16 protein-coding genes are annotated in these 17,196 nt (G+C 66.3%); 5 read left to right on the plus strand and 11 right to left on the minus strand.

Going from position 1 to position 17,196, the window contains the following annotated elements; translation table 11 throughout:
- Position 1: 1 nt before the first annotated feature.
- The 9 genes from ABD243_RS08500 to ABD243_RS08540 form a co-directional block, all read right to left on the minus strand.
- Positions 2-1,312 carry an ABC transporter permease gene (locus ABD243_RS08500; protein ID WP_344364254.1) on the minus strand — a complete coding sequence of 437 codons (1,311 nt, stop codon included), beginning with the start codon at positions 1,310-1,312 and terminating at the stop codon, positions 2-4.
- Positions 1,309-2,709, minus strand: coding sequence for an ABC transporter permease (locus tag ABD243_RS08505; RefSeq protein WP_344364258.1), 1,401 nt, complete (start codon positions 2,707-2,709; stop codon positions 1,309-1,311). The genes ABD243_RS08500 and ABD243_RS08505 overlap by 4 nt, the downstream gene beginning before the upstream one ends.
- The gene (locus ABD243_RS08510; RefSeq protein ID WP_344364261.1) at positions 2,702-4,357 is read right to left on the minus strand and encodes an ABC transporter ATP-binding protein; all 1,656 of its coding nucleotides are present in this window, start codon (positions 4,355-4,357) and stop codon (positions 2,702-2,704) included. The genes ABD243_RS08505 and ABD243_RS08510 overlap by 8 nt, the downstream gene beginning before the upstream one ends.
- A gap of 166 nt (positions 4,358-4,523) precedes the next feature.
- Positions 4,524-5,630 carry a BMP family lipoprotein gene (locus ABD243_RS08515; RefSeq protein ID WP_425547158.1) on the minus strand — a complete coding sequence of 369 codons (1,107 nt, stop codon included), beginning with the start codon at positions 5,628-5,630 and terminating at the stop codon, positions 4,524-4,526.
- Between the two features lie 330 nt (positions 5,631-5,960).
- The gene (locus ABD243_RS08520) at positions 5,961-6,992 is read right to left on the minus strand and encodes an NADP-dependent oxidoreductase (RefSeq protein WP_344364264.1); all 1,032 of its coding nucleotides are present in this window, start codon (positions 6,990-6,992) and stop codon (positions 5,961-5,963) included.
- Entirely contained in the window at positions 6,989-7,420 is a 432-nt protein-coding gene (locus ABD243_RS08525; RefSeq protein ID WP_344364267.1) for an organic hydroperoxide resistance protein, read from the minus strand. The genes ABD243_RS08520 and ABD243_RS08525 overlap by 4 nt, the downstream gene beginning before the upstream one ends.
- Before the next feature lie 150 nt (positions 7,421-7,570).
- Complete coding sequence (locus ABD243_RS08530; RefSeq protein WP_344364269.1) at positions 7,571-8,035, minus strand: MarR family winged helix-turn-helix transcriptional regulator; 465 nt, start codon at positions 8,033-8,035, stop codon at positions 7,571-7,573.
- A gap of 253 nt (positions 8,036-8,288) precedes the next feature.
- Entirely contained in the window at positions 8,289-9,488 is a 1,200-nt protein-coding gene (locus tag ABD243_RS08535) for an amidohydrolase (protein ID WP_116765977.1), read from the minus strand.
- Between the two features lie 95 nt (positions 9,489-9,583).
- Complete coding sequence (locus ABD243_RS08540) at positions 9,584-10,717, minus strand: mannose-1-phosphate guanylyltransferase (RefSeq protein ID WP_116765976.1); 1,134 nt, start codon at positions 10,715-10,717, stop codon at positions 9,584-9,586.
- A gap of 291 nt (positions 10,718-11,008) precedes the next feature.
- Between ABD243_RS08540 and sdhC the strand changes: the two genes are divergently transcribed.
- The 5 genes from sdhC (at position 11,009) to ABD243_RS08565 (ending at position 15,494) form a co-directional block, all read left to right on the plus strand.
- Positions 11,009-11,389: a succinate dehydrogenase, cytochrome b556 subunit gene (gene sdhC, locus ABD243_RS08545; protein ID WP_091250876.1), complete on the plus strand. Its 381-nt coding sequence runs from the start codon at positions 11,009-11,011 to the stop codon at positions 11,387-11,389.
- A gap of 3 nt (positions 11,390-11,392) precedes the next feature.
- On the plus strand, positions 11,393-11,857 hold the full coding sequence (locus ABD243_RS08550) for a succinate dehydrogenase hydrophobic membrane anchor subunit (RefSeq protein ID WP_091250877.1): 465 nt from the start codon (positions 11,393-11,395) through the stop codon (positions 11,855-11,857).
- A gap of 189 nt (positions 11,858-12,046) precedes the next feature.
- Positions 12,047-13,846 (plus strand): succinate dehydrogenase flavoprotein subunit, encoded by a 1,800-nt coding sequence (sdhA, locus tag ABD243_RS08555; protein WP_344364279.1) that lies wholly within the window; start codon positions 12,047-12,049, stop codon positions 13,844-13,846.
- 1 nt (position 13,847) lies between these two features.
- Positions 13,848-14,630: a succinate dehydrogenase iron-sulfur subunit gene (locus ABD243_RS08560; RefSeq protein WP_026537821.1), complete on the plus strand. Its 783-nt coding sequence runs from the start codon at positions 13,848-13,850 to the stop codon at positions 14,628-14,630.
- A gap of 99 nt (positions 14,631-14,729) precedes the next feature.
- Positions 14,730-15,494 carry an alpha/beta hydrolase family protein gene (locus ABD243_RS08565; protein ID WP_116765974.1) on the plus strand — a complete coding sequence of 255 codons (765 nt, stop codon included), beginning with the start codon at positions 14,730-14,732 and terminating at the stop codon, positions 15,492-15,494.
- Here ABD243_RS08565 and ABD243_RS08570 read toward each other — a convergent pair.
- Positions 15,457-16,635: a YihY/virulence factor BrkB family protein gene (locus ABD243_RS08570; RefSeq protein ID WP_344364412.1), complete on the minus strand. Its 1,179-nt coding sequence runs from the start codon at positions 16,633-16,635 to the stop codon at positions 15,457-15,459. The two genes, ABD243_RS08565 and ABD243_RS08570, sit on opposite strands and share 38 nt — an antisense overlap.
- Positions 16,580-17,194, minus strand: coding sequence for a 2'-5' RNA ligase family protein (locus tag ABD243_RS08575; RefSeq protein WP_116765972.1), 615 nt, complete (start codon positions 17,192-17,194; stop codon positions 16,580-16,582). Before ABD243_RS08575 ends, ABD243_RS08570 begins: the two co-directional genes overlap by 56 nt.
- Positions 17,195-17,196: the final 2 nt, after the last annotated feature.

A 17,196-nucleotide genomic window follows, 5' to 3' on the forward strand; every position in this document is an offset into this window, starting at 1 on the left:
GTCAGCCCTTGACGTACGGGATGCCGTCGGCGGCCGGCGGCCGGGAGCGGCCGACGAGTCCGGCCACGGCAAACACGGTCACGAGGTACGGCAGCATGGCCATGAACTGGCTCGGCACGGGGGTGCCGATGATCGTCACGATGCTCTGCAGGTTGTCGGCGAAGCCGAACAGCAGCGCGGCGAAGAACGCCCCGATCGGATTCCAGCGGCCCAGGATCATGGCGGCGAGGGCGATGAAGCCGCGGCCTCCGGAGATTTCCTTGGTGAAGCTGTCGATCGCCACGAGGGTGAAGAACGATCCGCCGATTCCGGCCACGGCGCCGCCAAGGGTGACGTTCCAGAAGCGGGTCGCGTTGACCTTGATGCCCAGGGTGTCGGCCGCCTGCGGGTGTTCGCCCACGGCACGGACGCGCAGGCCCCACTTGGTCTTGAATAGCGCGATCCAGATCACGATGACGGCCACGTACATCAGATAGCCCACCACGGACTGCTTGAACAGGATGGGCCCGATGACGGGGATGCTGGACAGGACCGGGATATCGATGATGGGCAGCCGGCCGGGCGAATTGTACTTCTCCGGATCGGACTGCATCACGGTGCTGAACAGGAAGCCTGTGAGTCCGGAGACCAGGACGTTGAGCACGACGCCGACAATGATCTGGTTGACCACGTACTTGATGCTGAACAGGGCCAGGACCATAGAGACGAGGGCGCCTGCCACGGCCGCCGCCAGGAGGCCCGCGTAGGGGTTGTGGGTCAGGCTGGCTACGAGCGCGGCCGTGAAGGCGCCGCCCAGCAGCTGCCCTTCGATGGCGATGTTCACGACGCCGGCGCGTTCGCACAGCACGCCGGACAGGGAACCGAAGACGATCGGCACGGCGAGCGTCACAGACCCGGCGATGAGGCCTGCCAGCGAGATGCTGGGGGTCCGGGCGCCGCCCACCACCCAGATCAGGAAGGCGACCACGAACACCACTGTGAAGACGACCGGCAGCCAGCGCGGGGGCCGCTGGTTCCGGTTCGCCTTCAGGACCAGGGCGTAGCCGGCGAGGCCCAGCAGGATCACGGAGAGCACCATCCCGGACAGGAACGCGGGTACTTCGATCGCGGGCAGTTGGAAAAAGTCCCCGCCGGAGGATACCCCGAACTTGGCGGTCCCTTGCGGGCCCAGCAGGCCAAAGAAGATGAACGCGACGACGGCGAGCACGGCGAGCGTGACCGGCAGTTTCCAGGTCACGGGCTTGGCGGAATGCGCCGGTGTGTGGCTTTCCTCCGGCTGCGGTTTTACGGGCGAGGTTGCTGTTGTGCTCATGCGGCACCTCCGGTGGTTGCTGCCTGCTTGGATGCGCCGGCGGTCGCTGTCTTCTTCTTGCGCGGGTTGAGTCCGAAGATCGCCCGGACCAGGGGCGGCGCCGCGATGAACAGCACAATGAGCGATTGGACCACGAGCACGATGTCGATCGGGGTTCCGGTCTGGATCTGCATCTGCACGGCGCCGGCACGGAAGGCCCCGAACAGGAGGCCCGCGGCAAAGGTGCCCCACGGTGAGGAACGCCCCAGCAGGGCCACGGTGATCGCGTCAAAGCCATACGTTGCCGCGACACCGTCGGTGAGGACCTTTTCGGTGCCGGCCACCTGTGCGACGCCGGCCAGGCCGGCCAGGCCGCCGGCAATGGTCATCACCAGGATCGTGGCCCGGGGGACGTTGATGCCGGCAGTCAGAGCTGCCTTGGGGTTGGCCCCGACGGCACGGAACTCGAAACCGATCGTGGAGCGGTTCAGCAGCCACCAGACGAACACCGTGGCCGCGATGGCCAGCAGGAAGCCCACGTGCAGCCGGTACTGGCTTCCGAAGAGCAGCGGGTATACGGCGCTGGGGTCCAGGATGGGGGAAATCGGGGTGGACTCCCCCGGACGCTGGAACAGGTCCGTGTCGAGCAGATAGCGCAGGAGATACAGGGCGATGTAGTTGAACATGATGGTCACGATGACCTCGTGGGCACCTGTGCGGGCCTTGAGCACGCCCACAATGCCGCCCCAGACGGCGCCCCCGACGACGCCGGCCACGAGGACGAGCAGCAGGTGCAGCCCCACTGGCAGGTGCAGAGCGAAGCCCACCCACGAGGCGAGGATGCCGGCCATGATGATCTGGCCCTGGGCACCGATGTTGAACAGACCCGCGCGGAAGGCCAGCGCGACGCCGAGGCCCGCGGTGATCAGCGGGGTGGCGATCGTCAGGGTCTCCATGAGCGGGGCGAACTGTCCGGCCACCCCGGTCCCGTGCGGGTTGAACACCGCGCCCTGGAACAGGGCGACGTAGGAGCTCGTGGCGGCGGACCAGACGGCGGTGAGGAAGTCACTGGGACGTGCGAAGAGGTAGCCGGCCGTGGTGCCGACCACCTTGTCTGTCAGGGCGATGAGCAGGCCGCCGAGGATCAGTGCGAGCAGCACCGCCAGGATGGTCACCATGCCGTTGCCGGTGAAGATCTTCCGCAGCACCGACTCGGGTTCCTCCGGAGCGCCCAGGTGGCCGCTCTGGGTCGAAACCGGAACCGCCGATGGCTGCATGGCGCCGCCGGCGGTGTCCAGCGAGGTGACAAAGGCCTCGTCGTCCTCAAGCGGCTCGAGTTCCGGCGCCGTGGCCTGGTCAGCCGGAATCGGGTCCGGGTCCGTCGCGGCCGCGTGCCGCGGCTCGGTGTTCTCAGTCATGGTGGTCTCCTACGGCGCCGGAGCTGGGCTCCTGTACGGACGGGGCGGCGGGCGCCGGGTACGCTGCTGGGGTGTCGGCTGGGTTTTCGGCAGATTCCGGCGCCGGTGCAGGCGCCGGGTGTTTGCCTGCGGCGTCGCTCAGGGCCTCTTCCGCGGATACCCCGGCCATCATCAGGCCCAGGACGTCGCGCCCGGTGCCGGCCGGGACGATCCCGACCAGCTTGCCCTTGTACAGCACGGCGATCCGGTCGGCGAGTTCAATCACTTCGTCCAGTTCGGTGGAGACGATCATGACGGGCGTGCCGTTGTCCCGCTCCGCGACGATGCGTTTGTGCAGGAACTCGATGGATCCCACGTCCACGCCTCGGGTGGGCTGGGAGGCGATGAAGAGCCGCAGCGGCCGGGAGAGTTCCCGCGCCATGACAACCTTCTGCTGGTTGCCGCCGGACAGGGTGCCTGCGGCGAGCGAGCCGGACGGGGTGCGGACGTCGAATTCTTCGATCCGGGTCTTGGCGTTCTCCAGGACCTTGGCCGGGCTCATGCTGATGCCCTTGGCGAACGGTGCCTGGTCGTACCGGTCGAGGATCAGGTTTTCGGCGATGGAGAACGTGCCGATCAGCCCGTCGAGGGAGCGGTCCTCCGGGACGAACCCGACCCCGGCGTTCAGGACCTCTTTGACGCTGCGGCCCACGAGTTCTTCGCCGTCGAGCACGATCGAGCCGTGGACCCTGCTGTGGAGGCCGAGGACGGCTTCGGTCAGCTCAGTCTGGCCGTTGCCCTGGACGCCGGCGATGGCGAGGATCTCGCCGCGGGCGATCCCGAAGCTGATGCCGTCCACGACATGCTGGCCGCTGGGGGCGATCACGGTGAGGTCTTTGACCTCAAAGGTGGTCTCCTGCGGCTTGGCGGGAGCCTTGTCCAGGGTGAGGCTGACGGCGCGGCCGACCATCATGGACGCCAGCTCGGTGGTGGAAGCGTCGGGATCGGCCGTGCCTACTACTTTGCCGCGCCGGATCACGGTTATGGTGTCCGAAACGGCTTTGACCTCACGGAGCTTGTGCGAAATGAAGACGATGGACGTGCCGTGGCTCTTGAGCTGGCGCATGATGTCCAACAGCTCGTCGGTGTCCTGCGGGGTCAGGACGGCCGTGGGCTCATCGAGGATGAGCACCTTGGCGTCCCGGACCAGTGCCTTGATGATCTCCACCCGCTGCTGCACGCCCACGGGCAGGTCTTCAATCAGTGCATCGGGGTCGACGTCGAAGCCGTACCGGTCCGAGATCTCCCGGATCTTCCGGCGGGTGTCGTCAAGGTCCAGGAATCCGCCGGTCTTGGTGGTTTCTGCTCCCAGGGCGACGTTTTCCGCGACGGTAAAGACGGGGACCAGCATGAAGTGCTGGTGAACCATGCCGATGCCGGCAGCCATGGCGTCGCCGGGGCCACGGAAGGTGACCGGTTTGTCGTCGATCAGGATTTCGCCCTCTGTGGGCTCGTACAGTCCGTAAAGGACATTCATCAGCGTGGACTTGCCAGCGCCGTTCTCGCCGAGCAGACAGTGAATCTGCCCGGGTTCAACAACCACATCAATGTGATCGTTGGCTACCAGGGAGCCGAAGCGTTTGGTAATCCCCTTGAGTTCAAGTTTCAAAACTCTGACCAATCTCGAAGTGTCCGGAAGGCTTGGTCCGGACGCGAAGTGGGGGCCGCAGCACCAGCTTAGTGCCTGCGGTCGCAGGCGCAGCGGGCCGCGAAACGAAAAGCGCCACAGCCCGTGCGGTGGTGACCGGACGGGCCGTGGCGCTCAGCGGAAGAAGTTAAGACTTCGGGCTTGCTGCGGATTCAACCTTCAGCTTGCCGGAGGCGATGTCCTTCTTGATCTGGTCCAGCTCGGACTTCACGTCCGCCGGAACCTGGGAGTCCATGTCGTGGAACGGAGCCAGCTGGACGCCGTCGTTCGCGAGGGTGCCGACGTACGGAGCGTTGGTGAACTGGCCGTCCTTGTCCTGCTTGACGACCGTCTCGACGGCCTCGCCCATCAGCTTCATGACGGAGGAGAGCATGATGTCCTTGTAATCCGGTGCCGTGAGGAAGCCGTCGGAGTCAACCCAGATGAGCTTGACGTCCTTGCCTGCTGCCTTGGCTTCCTTCAGGGCCGCACCTGCACCCTTGCCGACCGGACCGGCGACGGGCATGACGATGTCGGCGCCCTGGTCCAGGAAGTTCTGGGTGAACTGCTTGCCCTTGTCCTGCTTTTCGAAGTCACCGGTGAAGGAGCCGTCCTGCTTGGCCTTGTCCCAGCCCAGGAGCTTGACGTCCTTGCCCTTCTGGTCGTTGTAGTACTTCACGCCGTCGGCGAAGCCGTCCATGAAGATGGTGACCGTGGGGATCTTGATGCCGCCAAACGTGGCGACCGTTCCCGTCTTGGTGGTGCCTGCCGCGAGGTAGCCGGCCAGGAACGCGGCCTGGGCGGTGTCGTAGATGATCGGCTTGACGTTGGTGATCGGGGTGTCGTAGCCGAAGTCGATGATGGCGAAGTGCTTGTCCGGGTTCGCGGTGGCCTGGGCCTTCGTGGCGTCACCGAGGAGGAAGCCGACCGTGATGGTCAGGTTGCAGCCGGCGGCGACCATGGCGCGCAGGTTCGGCTCAAAGTCGTTGTTGGTCTTGGACTCGGCCTGGTTCGTCTGGATGCCGAGATCCTTCTCGGTCTTCTTCAGGCCCTCGTAGGAAGACTGGTTGAACGACTGGTCGTCGAATCCACCCGAGTCGGACACGATGCAGCCCTTGTAGTTGCTGGCAGTCTGGGTGGCGGTGCTGGCCTCCGGGGCAGCTCCGCAGCCGGTCAACAGGAGTGCAGCCGCGCCCGCGGTGGCGACCCCGGCCATTGATCCGCGCTTGAGGGTGGCACGCAGGGAGTTCTTCAATTTTCCTCCAGGAAGAAAGAGTAGGCGCTACGACGGAGCTCAATGAGTGTCTGTCCGCGGTGTTCCGCTGAACTCTGTTTGTCACTGATGGATTCGCAGCACTGCGCCGAGGCGCACTGATGAAGTTACTTTAGTGTCCTGCGACACGTGCACGTAGCAGACTTCACAGCAATTACCCAGATTGTTGAGAACTTGTTACCTAGTAGTAGCCCGAATCTTCCTACCGGCCCCTGCGCGCAGACGCCTCCGGCACCGGTCCCCGCGGGGACCGGTGCCGGAGGCGACGGAGCACAGCGGCGGCTGCCTGTTTGGTGGCGCGCCGACGCCGGACTACAGCCGAACGAGCATCTTGCCGGTGTTGGCGCCGTCCAGCAGGTCCATGAACGCCTGCGGTGCGTTCTCCAGGCCGTCCACCACCGTCTCGTCGTAGCGGACGGTTCCGTCGGCCAGCCAGCCGGACATGGCCTCGACAAACTCGGCCATGTGCTGCCAGTAGCCGCCGACGAGGAAGCCCTTGAGCGTCAGCTGCTTGCCGATCGCCTGCATAAGGTTCCGCGGCGCCGGAGTCGGCTCGGTGGAGTTGTACTGCGAAATGGCGCCGCACATGGCCACCCGGCCGCCGACGGTGAGCGCGGACAGCGCCGCTTCAAGGTGCTCGCCGCCGACGTTGTCGAAGTAGACGTCAATCCCGCGCTCCCCCGCGGCGGCGGCGAGCTGCTCGGCCACAGGGCCGTCGTGGTAGTTGAACGCGGCGTCGAAGCCGAGTTCCAGGAGCCGTGCCACCTTTTCCGGCGAGCCGGCGCTGCCGATCACGCGGGACGCACCCATGGCCTTAGCGATCTGCCCGACGAGGGAGCCGACCGCACCTGCGGCGCCCGAGACGAACACGACCTCGCCGGGTTTGAATTCGGCGACCTTCAGCAGACCCGCGTAGGCCGTCAGGCCGGTCATGCCGAGGGCGCCGAGGAACGCGGAGGCGGGGGCCAGGTCCGTGCGCGCCGGGGTGGTGGCCGCGGCGTCGAGGACGGCGTATTCGCGCCAGCCGAGGCTGTGCACGACGGTATCGCCGACGGCGCGCCCTTCGGCCCGGGACGCGATGATTTCACCGACTGCGCCGCCGTCGAGGGCGGCATCCAGGGCGAACGGCGCGGAGTAGGACTTGACGTCGTTCATGCGGCCGCGCATGTACGGGTCCACCGAGATGTAAAGGTTGCGGACCAGGACCTGGCCGTCCTGCAGTTCGGGCAGCGGCGATTCGGCGAGGCGGAAGTTCGCCGGGACGGGACGGCCGTGCGGACGGGACGCCAGCTGGATCTCGCGGGTGGTGACGGGAAGGGTGGGAGTTTCGGTGTGGGTGCTCATGCAGCTACCTCCAGGATTTTGATGTCGACAGTGATGTTGCCGCGGGTGGCGTTGGAATAGGGGCAGACCTCGTGGGCCTTGGCCACGAGGTCCTCAGCCGTTTCCCGGTCCACGGCGGGCAGGGCGATCTCGAGTTCGGCGGCGATGCCGTAGCCGGCGCCCCCGTCGAGGGCGCCGAGGTGGATCCTCGCGGCGACGGCGGAATCGGTCAGGTCTGCTTTCTGCTGGCGGCCGACGAGGCGCAGCGCCGAGTGGAAGCAGGCCGCGTAACCGGCGGCGAAGAGCTGCTCGGGATTGGTGCCCTCGCCGCTGCCGCCGAGTTCGACCGGGCTGGCCAGGGCCACGTTGAGTTTGCCGTCCTTGCTGACGGCGGTGCCGTCGCGGCCTTCGCCGGAGGCCAGGGCCTCGGCTGTGTAAAGGGGTTTCATGGGGTTTCCGTTCTGTCGGCGGGACAAAGTGGTTGAGACAAAAGGACTCCAGCGGGGAACTCGCCGGAAGCCAGCGGAGTCGCCGTGGACTTCCGGCGAGACGGCACGCCACCGGCGATTTCGACGTCGGACGCGTCTGCCGGGGTGATCTCAGTGGGAGGCCTGGAGTGCACTGGCCAGCCGGCCCAGGGTTTCGCGCAGCTGGTCGAGTTCGGCCGGCGTGAGGCCGGCGGCGTCGGCGAGCCGTTGCGGGATGCCACTGGCTTTGGCGCTTAGCGCGGACCCGGCGTCGGTCAGGAAGATCTCCACGCGGCGCTCGTCTTCGGCGGACCGGCGGCGCCGGACGAGGCCGAGGGCTTCGAGCCGCTTGAGCAGCGGCGAGAGTGTCCCGGAGTCGAGCCCGAGCTCCTCCCCCAGTTCACGGACGCTGCGCGGCTCCGCTTCCCACAGCACCAGCATGGCGAGGTACTGCGGGTAGGTCAGGCCGAGCTCCTCCAGCATGGGCCGGTAGGCGGCCGTGGCGGCGCGGGAGGCCGAGTACATGGCAAAGCACACCTGCCGATTCAGGCGGAGCGCTTCGGACCCGTGCGGGCGGGCCCCTTCTGGCGTGGTCATAGCTTTACCCTACTCCACAATTCAGTTGCGCACAATTCAATTGTGCACAACTGAATTGTGGAGACTCCAACCGTGCCGCCGATCAGCAATGGGACATCGATGCCAATACCGGAGTCGCCGAATTTCCCCATGTTCGCCGGGCGCCGACGCCGTGTCGGCCCGAACGCCCGGCGCGTCCCGGCGTCGTGCCGCCAGAGGTGGGGAAACCCCCGCACGGCGGGCACCGCGGAGGTCCGGACCGAGCGGGGCCGGGTTAGAGGTCGCGGATGGTGCGCAGGGCCGCCGCCGTGAGCACCTGGATGCCGAGGCCGAGGGCCCGCTCATCGAGAATGTAGTCGCCGCGGTGGAGGTCGTACTCTTCTCCGCCGGGGGTCTTGGTGCCGAGGCGCATCATGGCGCCGGGGGTCTCGGCCAGGAACCAGGCAAAGTCCTCCCCGCCCATGGACTGCGGGGTCAGGACGACGGCGCCCTCGCCGATTTCGGCGCGGGCGGCGGCCTCGATCAGCGCGGTCTCGTGCTCGGAGTTGACCACCGGCGGCACGCCGCGGGTGTGCTCAAGGTGGACGTCGACGCCGTACGGCTCGGCGATCTGCCGGACGACCTCGTCGAGCAGCTCACCGGCATCGTGCCAGGCGTCACGGTCCAGGCACCGCATGGTGCCGGCCATGTAGCCGCTACCGGGGATGGCGTTCGGGGCCGAGCCTGCCGAGATCTGTCCCCAGACCACCGATACGCCGCTGCGGACATCGACGCGGCGGGACAGGACGGCGGGAACGTTGACCGCGATCTGCGCGAGGGCGAAGACCAGTTCCTCGGTCAGGTGCGGGCGCGAGGTGTGTCCGCCGCGGCCGGAGAGTTCAATCTTGATGGTGTCCGAAGCGGAGGTGATGGCCCCGATCCGGGTGCCGATCTTGCCGACCTCGATCCGGGGATCGCAGTGCAGCGCAAGAATGCGCGGCACGCCCTCGAGTACACCCTGTTCGATGCACGAGGTGGCGCCGCCGGGCATCGTCTCCTCGGCAGGCTGGAAGATGATCCGGACGGTGCCGCGCAGCGGGGACTGCTCATGCATGCGCTGCAGGACCAGGGCGATGCCGAGCATGGTGGTGGTGTGGACGTCGTGGCCGCAGGCGTGGGTCACGCCGTGGTTCTTCGACGCGAACTCAAGGCCCGTTTCCTCGATGATCGGCAGGGCGTCAATGTCACCGCGCAGCGCCGTGGCAATGGGCCCCTGTCCGACGTCGACCGTCAGGCCGGTTCCCTCAAGGCGCCGGGGCTTGAGCCCGGCTTCCTCAAGCCGCTTCGCGAGCTTGTCGGTGGTGCGGAATTCCTTGAACGACAGCTCGGGGTGCGCATGGAGGTCGCGGCGGAAAGCGATCAGCTCCGGCAGGAGGGGCTCCAGCCACGGCCCCACGAGAGTCGTGGGCTCAGCTTCAGTAGAGTAGTTGCGCACGGAACAACTCTATCCAGCCGACAACGAATAGCGGCATCGCGTACGGCGCGTTACGGTTTGCTGAACGCGGGATGGCCGAAAAGCCGCCCGCGAGCCTACAGGACGTCGGTGTCGCCCTTGGCCTTGATGGCGTCCACTGCCTGCTTGACCCGCTGCGAGTGTTCCTTCGTGGTGACCAGCAGAGCGTCCGGGGTGTCCACGATCACGACGTCCTTGATGCCGATGAGGGCGATCACCCGCTTGGTATCGGAGACCACCACACCGCTGGCGTTCTCGGTGAAAACGCGTGCGCCTTCACCCAGCACCGTGACTTCGTCGACTTCCTTGGCGCTGTTGAGCCGGCCCACGGAGGCAAAGTCCCCGACGTCGTCCCAGCGGAACGTTCCGGGCACCACGGCGACGTCGCCCGCGGCCGCGGCCGGTTCGGCGACCGCATAGTCAATGGCGATCTTGGGCAGGGTGGGCCAGACCCGGGCAGTGACGGCGTCGCGCTCCGGGGTGTCCCAGGCCTTGGCGATTTCCTGCAGTCCGGCGAAGAGCTCGGGCTGGTTGGCTTCGAGGTGCTTGAGCATCAGCGAGACCGGCGCAACGAACATTCCGGCGTTCCAGACGTATTCGCCGCTGTCAACGTACTGCTGGGCCACTTCCTCGCTGGGCTTCTCTACGAACTCCACCACGGACTGCGCGCTGGGGGCGTCGGGGATGTTGAGGTTCGCGCCGGAGCGGATGTAGCCGAATCCGGTGGACGGGTGGGTGGGCTTGATGCCGATGGTGACGATCTTCCCCGCAGCCGCGGTGTAGACGGCCTCGCGGACGGCATCCTGGAAGAGCGCGTCCGGGCTGATGACCTGGTCCGCGGCGAACGAGCCCATGATGGTGTCCGGATCCCGCTCATGGAGAATGGCCGCGGCGAGGCCGATGGCCGCGCCGGAGTCCTTGGGCTCGCTTTCCAGGACGAGGTCGGCTTCCAGGACCTCAGGCAGCTGGCGGCACACGGCGGCCCGGTGGGCGGCACCGGTCACCACCAGCACGTGCTTGCCGGCGACGGGCTGGAGGCGGTCGTAGGTCGCGCGCAGCAAAGTGCTGCCTGAACCGGTCAGGTCATGGAGGAACTTGGGGGCCGCTGCCCGTGACAGGGGCCAAAGACGGGTCCCCACCCCGCCCGCCGGAATGACCGCAATAAAACGGTCCAGCGGTGAATCCTGGCTTGTCACTTTGTCTGTAGTCATCACCGCTACTTTAGCCGACGGCGGCCACATCACCCCCGAACGGGAAGGAATCCCGCCCCTTCGGCCCCCGCAGTCGGGGCCGCGGTCACGGCCGCAGCCGCAGCCGAATGTGGCGTTCGTCTCAAAAGAGACGAAAAACCGCGCCGGGGCTTGTCAACAACCTGTCCCTAAATTGAATAAGCTGTGAGCGAAGCCTAGATTTAGGCTTGAGCTTACGAGTGCTCTCGCAGCAGGCGTTCCCCCCGCGTGGATCCCATGCCAGCGCCGCTGTGTTGCAGGGAGGTTTATTCAGTGCCGACAAAACCAGCTGGCACCTTGTACCGCGGCCGTGAAGGCATGTGGTCCTGGGTTGGACACCGCATTACCGGTGTAGTGATTTTCTTCTTCTTGTTGGTCCACGTGCTGGACACCTCATTGGTGCGTGTGTCCCCCGAGGCCTACACCGCCGTGATTGGCGCCTACAAGAACCCCCTCATGGCCCTGGGTGAAACGGGCCTTGTCGCAGCGATCGTGTTCCACGCCTTCAACGGCCTGCGGATTATCGCCGTCGACTTCTGGAAGAAGGGTGCCAAGTACCAGCGTCAGATGCTCTGGACGGTCCTGGGCCTCTGGGTCGTTGTCATGGCCGGCTTCGCGATCCGCCACCTGTCCCTCGCCCTTGGAGGTCACTAAGCCATGACTGCAACCATTCAGAGTCCGCGCAGCGGAAAGATCCAGCCCAAGTACCGCCGCAGCGGCGGGTCCAAGGGCAACTTCGAGATGCTCGCATGGCTTTTCATGCGGCTCTCCGGCGTCGTGCTGGTGGTGCTGATCTTCGGTCACCTGACCGTCAACCTGCTGGTCGGCGAGGGCATCCACGCGATCGACTTCGGCTTTGTGGCCGGCAAGTGGGCCGACCCGTTCTGGCAGTTCTGGGACCTGGCCATGCTGTGGCTCGCCATGCTGCACGGCACCAACGGTGTCCGCACGATCATCAATGACTACGCCGAGAGGGACGCCACGCGTCTCTGGCTGAAGATCGTGCTCTACGCGGCCACCACCGTCATCATCATCCTGGGCACCCTGGTCATCTTCACGTTCGACCCGTGCCCCGTGGTCCACGGCGTCCAGCTTCCCGGCGGATTCTGCCCCGCACCTTAGGGGCGCAGCCGCCACGGCTCAGCCATAACAGCGGAGCCGCCGCGGATCGCTGCCCCCGCGGGCAGGGACGGTCCGTCACGGCAACTGATCTTGCCTGCCGAGCGCAGGCGCAGATTGCACGAGACTTCACCGGACAGGCGCGAACCTGCCGGTAGGTTATAGCGAATTTTGAGAGAAAGAGCGTCTGGTATGCAGGTCCATAAGTACGACGTCGTGATCGTCGGTGCCGGTGGCGCCGGGATGCGCGCGGCGATCGAATCAGGTCAGCGCGCCCGAACAGCAGTATTGACCAAGCTCTACCCCACGCGGTCCCACACCGGCGCGGCGCAGGGCGGCATGTGTGCGGCCCTGGCCAACGTCGAGGAAGACAACTGGGAGTGGCACACCTTCGACACCATCAAGGGCGGCGACTACCTGGTTGACCAGGACGCCGCCGAGGTCATGGCGAAGGAAGCGATCGACGCCGTCCTGGACCTGGAGAAGATGGGCCTGCCGTTCAACCGCACGCCCGAGGGCCGCATTGACCAGCGTCGTTTCGGCGGCCACACCCGCGACCACGGCAAGGCACCGGTCCGCCGCGCCTGCTACGCCGCGGACCGCACCGGACACATGATCCTGCAGACCCTGTACCAAAACTGCGTCAAGCACAACGTTGAGTTCTACAACGAGTACTACGTGCTGGACCTGCTGACCGTCGAGGAAGACGCGGTCCGCGAGGACGGCACCCCGTACAAGCAGAAGCGCGTTGCCGGCGTCGTGTCCTACGACCTCGCCTCCGGCGAACTGCACGTCTTCCAGGCCAAGTCCGTGGTGTTCGCCTCCGGCGGCGCCGGCAAGGTCTTCAAGACCACGTCCAACGCCCACACCCTCACCGGTGACGGCATGGGCATCGCGTTCCGCCGGGGCATCCCGCTGGAGGACATGGAGTTCTTCCAGTTCCACCCGACAGGCCTTGCCGGGCTGGGCATCCTGCTCTCCGAGGCCGCCCGCGGCGAAGGCGCCATCCTGCGCAACTCCGAGGGCGAACGCTTCATGGAGCGTTACGCGCCCACCATCAAGGACCTCGCCCCGCGCGACATCGTGGCCCGTTCCATGGCCAACGAAGTCCGCGAGGGACGCGGCTGCGGCCCGAACAAGGACTACGTCCTGTTGGACCTGACCCACCTTGAGCCCGCGCACATCGACGCCAAGCTGCCGGACATCACCGAGTTCGCCCGCACCTACCTGGGTGTGGAGCCGTACACGGAGCCGGTCCCGGTGTTCCCGACGGCGCACTACGCCATGGGCGGCATCCCCACGAACATCAGCGCCGAGGTCCTCCAGGACAACGACACCGTGGTTCCGGGCCTCTACGCCGCCGGCGAGGTCGCCTGCGTCTCCGTCCACGGCTCCAACCGCCTGGGCACCAACTCGCTGCTGGACATCAACGTGTTCGGCAAGCGCGCCGGCATCGCCGCCGCCGAATACGCCAAGACCGCGGACTTCGTGGAGCTCCCGGCCGATCCGGAGGCGTACACGCTGAACCTGCTGGACCACGTCCGCACCTCAAACGGCACCGAGAAGGTCGCTGCGATCCGCAAGGAACTGCAGGACACCATGGATGCCAACATGCAGGTGTTCCGCACCGCCGATACCCTGAACCAGGTCCTGAAGGACATCGCGTCCTTCGAGGAGCGGTACCAGCGCATCAGCGTCCAGGACAAGGGCAAGCGCTTCAACCTGGACCTGCTCGAGGCCGTGGAACTGGGCTTCCTGCTGGAGCTTGCCAAAGTCATGACCGTGGCGGCCCTGCACCGCGAGGAGTCCCGCGGCGGACACTTCCGTGAGGACTTCCCCGAGCGCGACGACGAAAAATTCATGAAGCACTCCATGGCGTACAAGGATGAGCATGCTCCGGCGGATGGTTCTGCCGAGGCTATTGCCGGCATCCGGCTTGCCACCAAACCGGTGGTCTTTACGCGCTACGAGCCGATGGTGAGGAAGTACTAAGATGAGCGCTGAACTCGCTGAGCCAGCATCCAAGATCGAACTGCCCGCCGGCGTCGGCGGGGGCGGGGAAATCCCGTCCTTTGACGTCACGCTGCGCGTGCGCCGCTACAACCCCGAGGTCTCCGAGGACGCCACGTGGGATGACTTCAAGGTCACCATGTACGGCACGGACCGCGTGCTGGACGCCCTGCACAAGATCAAGTGGGAGATGGACGGCAGCGTCTCCTTCCGCCGCTCCTGCGCCCACGGTGTCTGCGGCTCCGATGCCATGCGCATCAACGGCCGCAACCGCCTCGCCTGCAAGACCCTGCTGAAGGACCTGGACACGTCCAAGCCCATCACGGTCGAGCCGATCAAGGGCCTGCCGGTGGAGAAGGACCTGATCGTGGACATGGAGCCCTTCTTCCAGTCCTTCCGCGAAGTCATGCCCTTCCTGATCAACCGCGGCCACGAGCCCACCAAGGAACGCCTGCAGTCGGCCGAGGACCGCGAGCGGTTCGACGACACCACCAAGTGCATCCTGTGCGCCGCGTGCACCTCGTCCTGCCCGGTGTTCTGGACCGACGGCCAGTACTTCGGCCCTGCGGCAATCGTCAACGCGCACCGCTTCATCTTCGATTCCCGTGATGACGCCGGCGACATGCGCCTGGAGATCCTCAACGACAAGGAAGGCGTGTGGCGCTGCCGCACCACCTTCAACTGCACCGAAGCGTGCCCGCGCGGCATCCAGGTGACTCAGGCCATCGCCGAGGTCAAGCAGGCCATCCTGTCCCGCAAGGTCTAGCGACTCCTCCAGAACCAAGAGAAACACGACGACGGCGCCTCTCACCTTATGGGTGGGGGCGCCGTCGTCGTCTTCGGCGCTCACACGAAAGGGGACACCGTGTCCCGTTCAGAAAAAGTCTCGTTCCAGGGTTCCACCGGCGAACTGCTCTCCGGCGTTGTGGACCTGCCCGAAGGCCCGGTGAAGGGCTGGGGCGTGTTCTCGCACGGCTTCACCCTGGGCAAGGACAGCCCCTCGGCGTCGCGGATGTGCAAGGCCCTGGCGGACAACGGCGTGGGCATGCTCCGGTTCGACAACCTGGGGCTCGGCGAGTCGGCGGGGATGTGGTCGGAGGGCTCGTTCAGCCACAAGGTGGCCGACACCGTCAAGGCCGCCGAGTTCATGCGGGACTCGGGTCGGCGGGTGTCGTTGCTGGTGGGACATTCGTTCGGCGGCGCTGCCGTCCTGTCCGCGGCACGGCAGATTCCGGAGCTCAAGGCTGTTGCCACGGTGGGCGCCCCGTTCTCGCCCAAGCACGTTGCCCACGTCTTTGACGCGGCGCTGGACCGGATCCTGGAGGAGGGAAGCGCCGAGGTGGATCTTGGCGGCAAGCGTGTGGAGATCCGGCGTCACTTCGTCGAGGATCTGGAAAACGCGGACCTGACGGACTGCATCCGGCAGCTGCACAAGCCGCTCATGGTGCTGCACTCCCCTACCGACAACACGGTGGGGATCGAAAACGCCAGCACCATCTTCCGCACCGCACGCCACCCGCGCAGCTTCGTCTCGCTGGAGGGCAGCGACCACCTCCTGACGGGTAAGGGGCAGGCGGCGCGTGCCGCGAAGATTATTTCGGCGTGGGCCGACCAGTACCTCGACGCCTGAACACGGCGGGCAGTGCCCTGCGGCGTGCCCGCGGCTCAGCCGGCGACTCCACCGGTGTTTTGCCGGGCTGGACCCGCCGGGCGCCCCACCCGGTAGCCGTCGAGACGGGCTGCGATTTAAGGTCTTCCTCCCGGATCGCCACCCACGCGGCGCAGAACACGTAAACCTGGCTCACCAGGTTGAACCAGATCAGCAGGCCGATGATGATGGCGAAAGGCGCCAGAATCGGGTTCTTCCCGGCACTGGCCAGCAGCTGGGTGCTGAAGATCTGCAGCACGGTGGCGCCTACCGCGGCGAGGGTGGTCCCCTCGAGCAGTGAGCGGCGGGCCGGTTTCAGCCCTGCGGCCACCCGGTACATGATCAGGGCGGTGCCCCAGCCGAGCAGCAGCGGCACGAGGATTGTGATGGACGTCGTCAAAGGCCCGGCCACTACCGGGTCCAGGCCCAGTTGCTGGGCCACCCACCCAGCCGCCGTGCCGAATATCAGGGAGACTGCCGAGCTGACCACCAGGGCCACGCCCATCAGGAGCAGCGTGCCGACGTCCTTGAGTATCTGCAGGATCGGATTCATCACTAGCGGCCCGAGCCGCATCATGCCCCGCACACCGTCGCGGATGCCGCTGATCCAGCCCAGGGAGGTGAATACCGTGACGATGGCGGCAATCCCGGCGGCCCAGCCGAGGCTGGCAGGGTTCAGCAGCTGGTAGGGATCAACCAGCCCCGCGCTGCCGTCGACCTGCAACAGGCCGGGCGCGGCGGCGTCCACGCTCCTGATGATCGTGTCCAGCAGGGCCGGATGTCCGCTGAGGACGAGGCCGGCAATGGAGAATCCGGTGGCCAACAGACCCGTGACGGAGAAAAACATCCGGAACCCGATGCCGGCACTTAACAACGGGCCGCGCTGGCGGAGGTAGTGCGTGTAGGCCCGCACGGGCAGCAGCGCGTTGACCTTGGCCAGCAGCCATGCCACCATCGCCATGAGCGAAGCAATCCATCCGCCGCCGGAGCGTCGTACCCGGCCCCAGTCGACCCTTTTCCGGATCACTTCCAGCTTCAGCCCGGCCAGGTCGGTGGGAAGCGGCGGCTTAGCGGGCGTCTGCGGTGCCGTCCTGGCCTCTGTCGTCGTCGAGTTTGGTCCCAAAGTCAAGCTCTTCCCGTAGCTGCCAGATGCCGTTGTCATCGTGCTCGTAAAGTCCCATGCTAGCCACCGGGAACGTGGCCGAGTAATCCTTCAGGACCGTTTCGGCCTCATCGAGGCTTTCCGGGGCGACGTCGTGGGCCACGGTCACGTGCGGGTGGTAGTCGAAGGGCAACTCCCGTTCCAGGGGACCGGACTGCAGCTGACGGTGCAGGTTCACGCATTCGCCGAAGCCGTCCTCCACGTTCAGGAAGACCACCGGGGACACCGGGCGGAAAGACCCGGTCCCCGCGATGGTCACCGTGAACGGCTCCTGCCGGCGGGCCACGTCCCGGACATGGGCGCAGGTCGCGTCCCAGTCCTGCGTCATGGTGGTGGTGACCAGCGTGATGTGGGCCGGGACGACGGAGGCCATCGGGTCCCCGAAGGACGCCCGCCAGCGCTGAAGCTCCTCGGCGATGTCCGCCGGGAACCTCAGGATCACGCCGATGCTAATGCCTTCGCTGCGTGCCTGCCCGTTTGACGTTGCGGCTTTCGCGGTGACTTTGCTGACGGAGGACATTG

Source organism: Arthrobacter humicola (assembly GCF_039531445.1).
Taxonomy (GTDB): Bacteria; Actinomycetota; Actinomycetes; order Actinomycetales; family Micrococcaceae; genus Arthrobacter; species Arthrobacter humicola.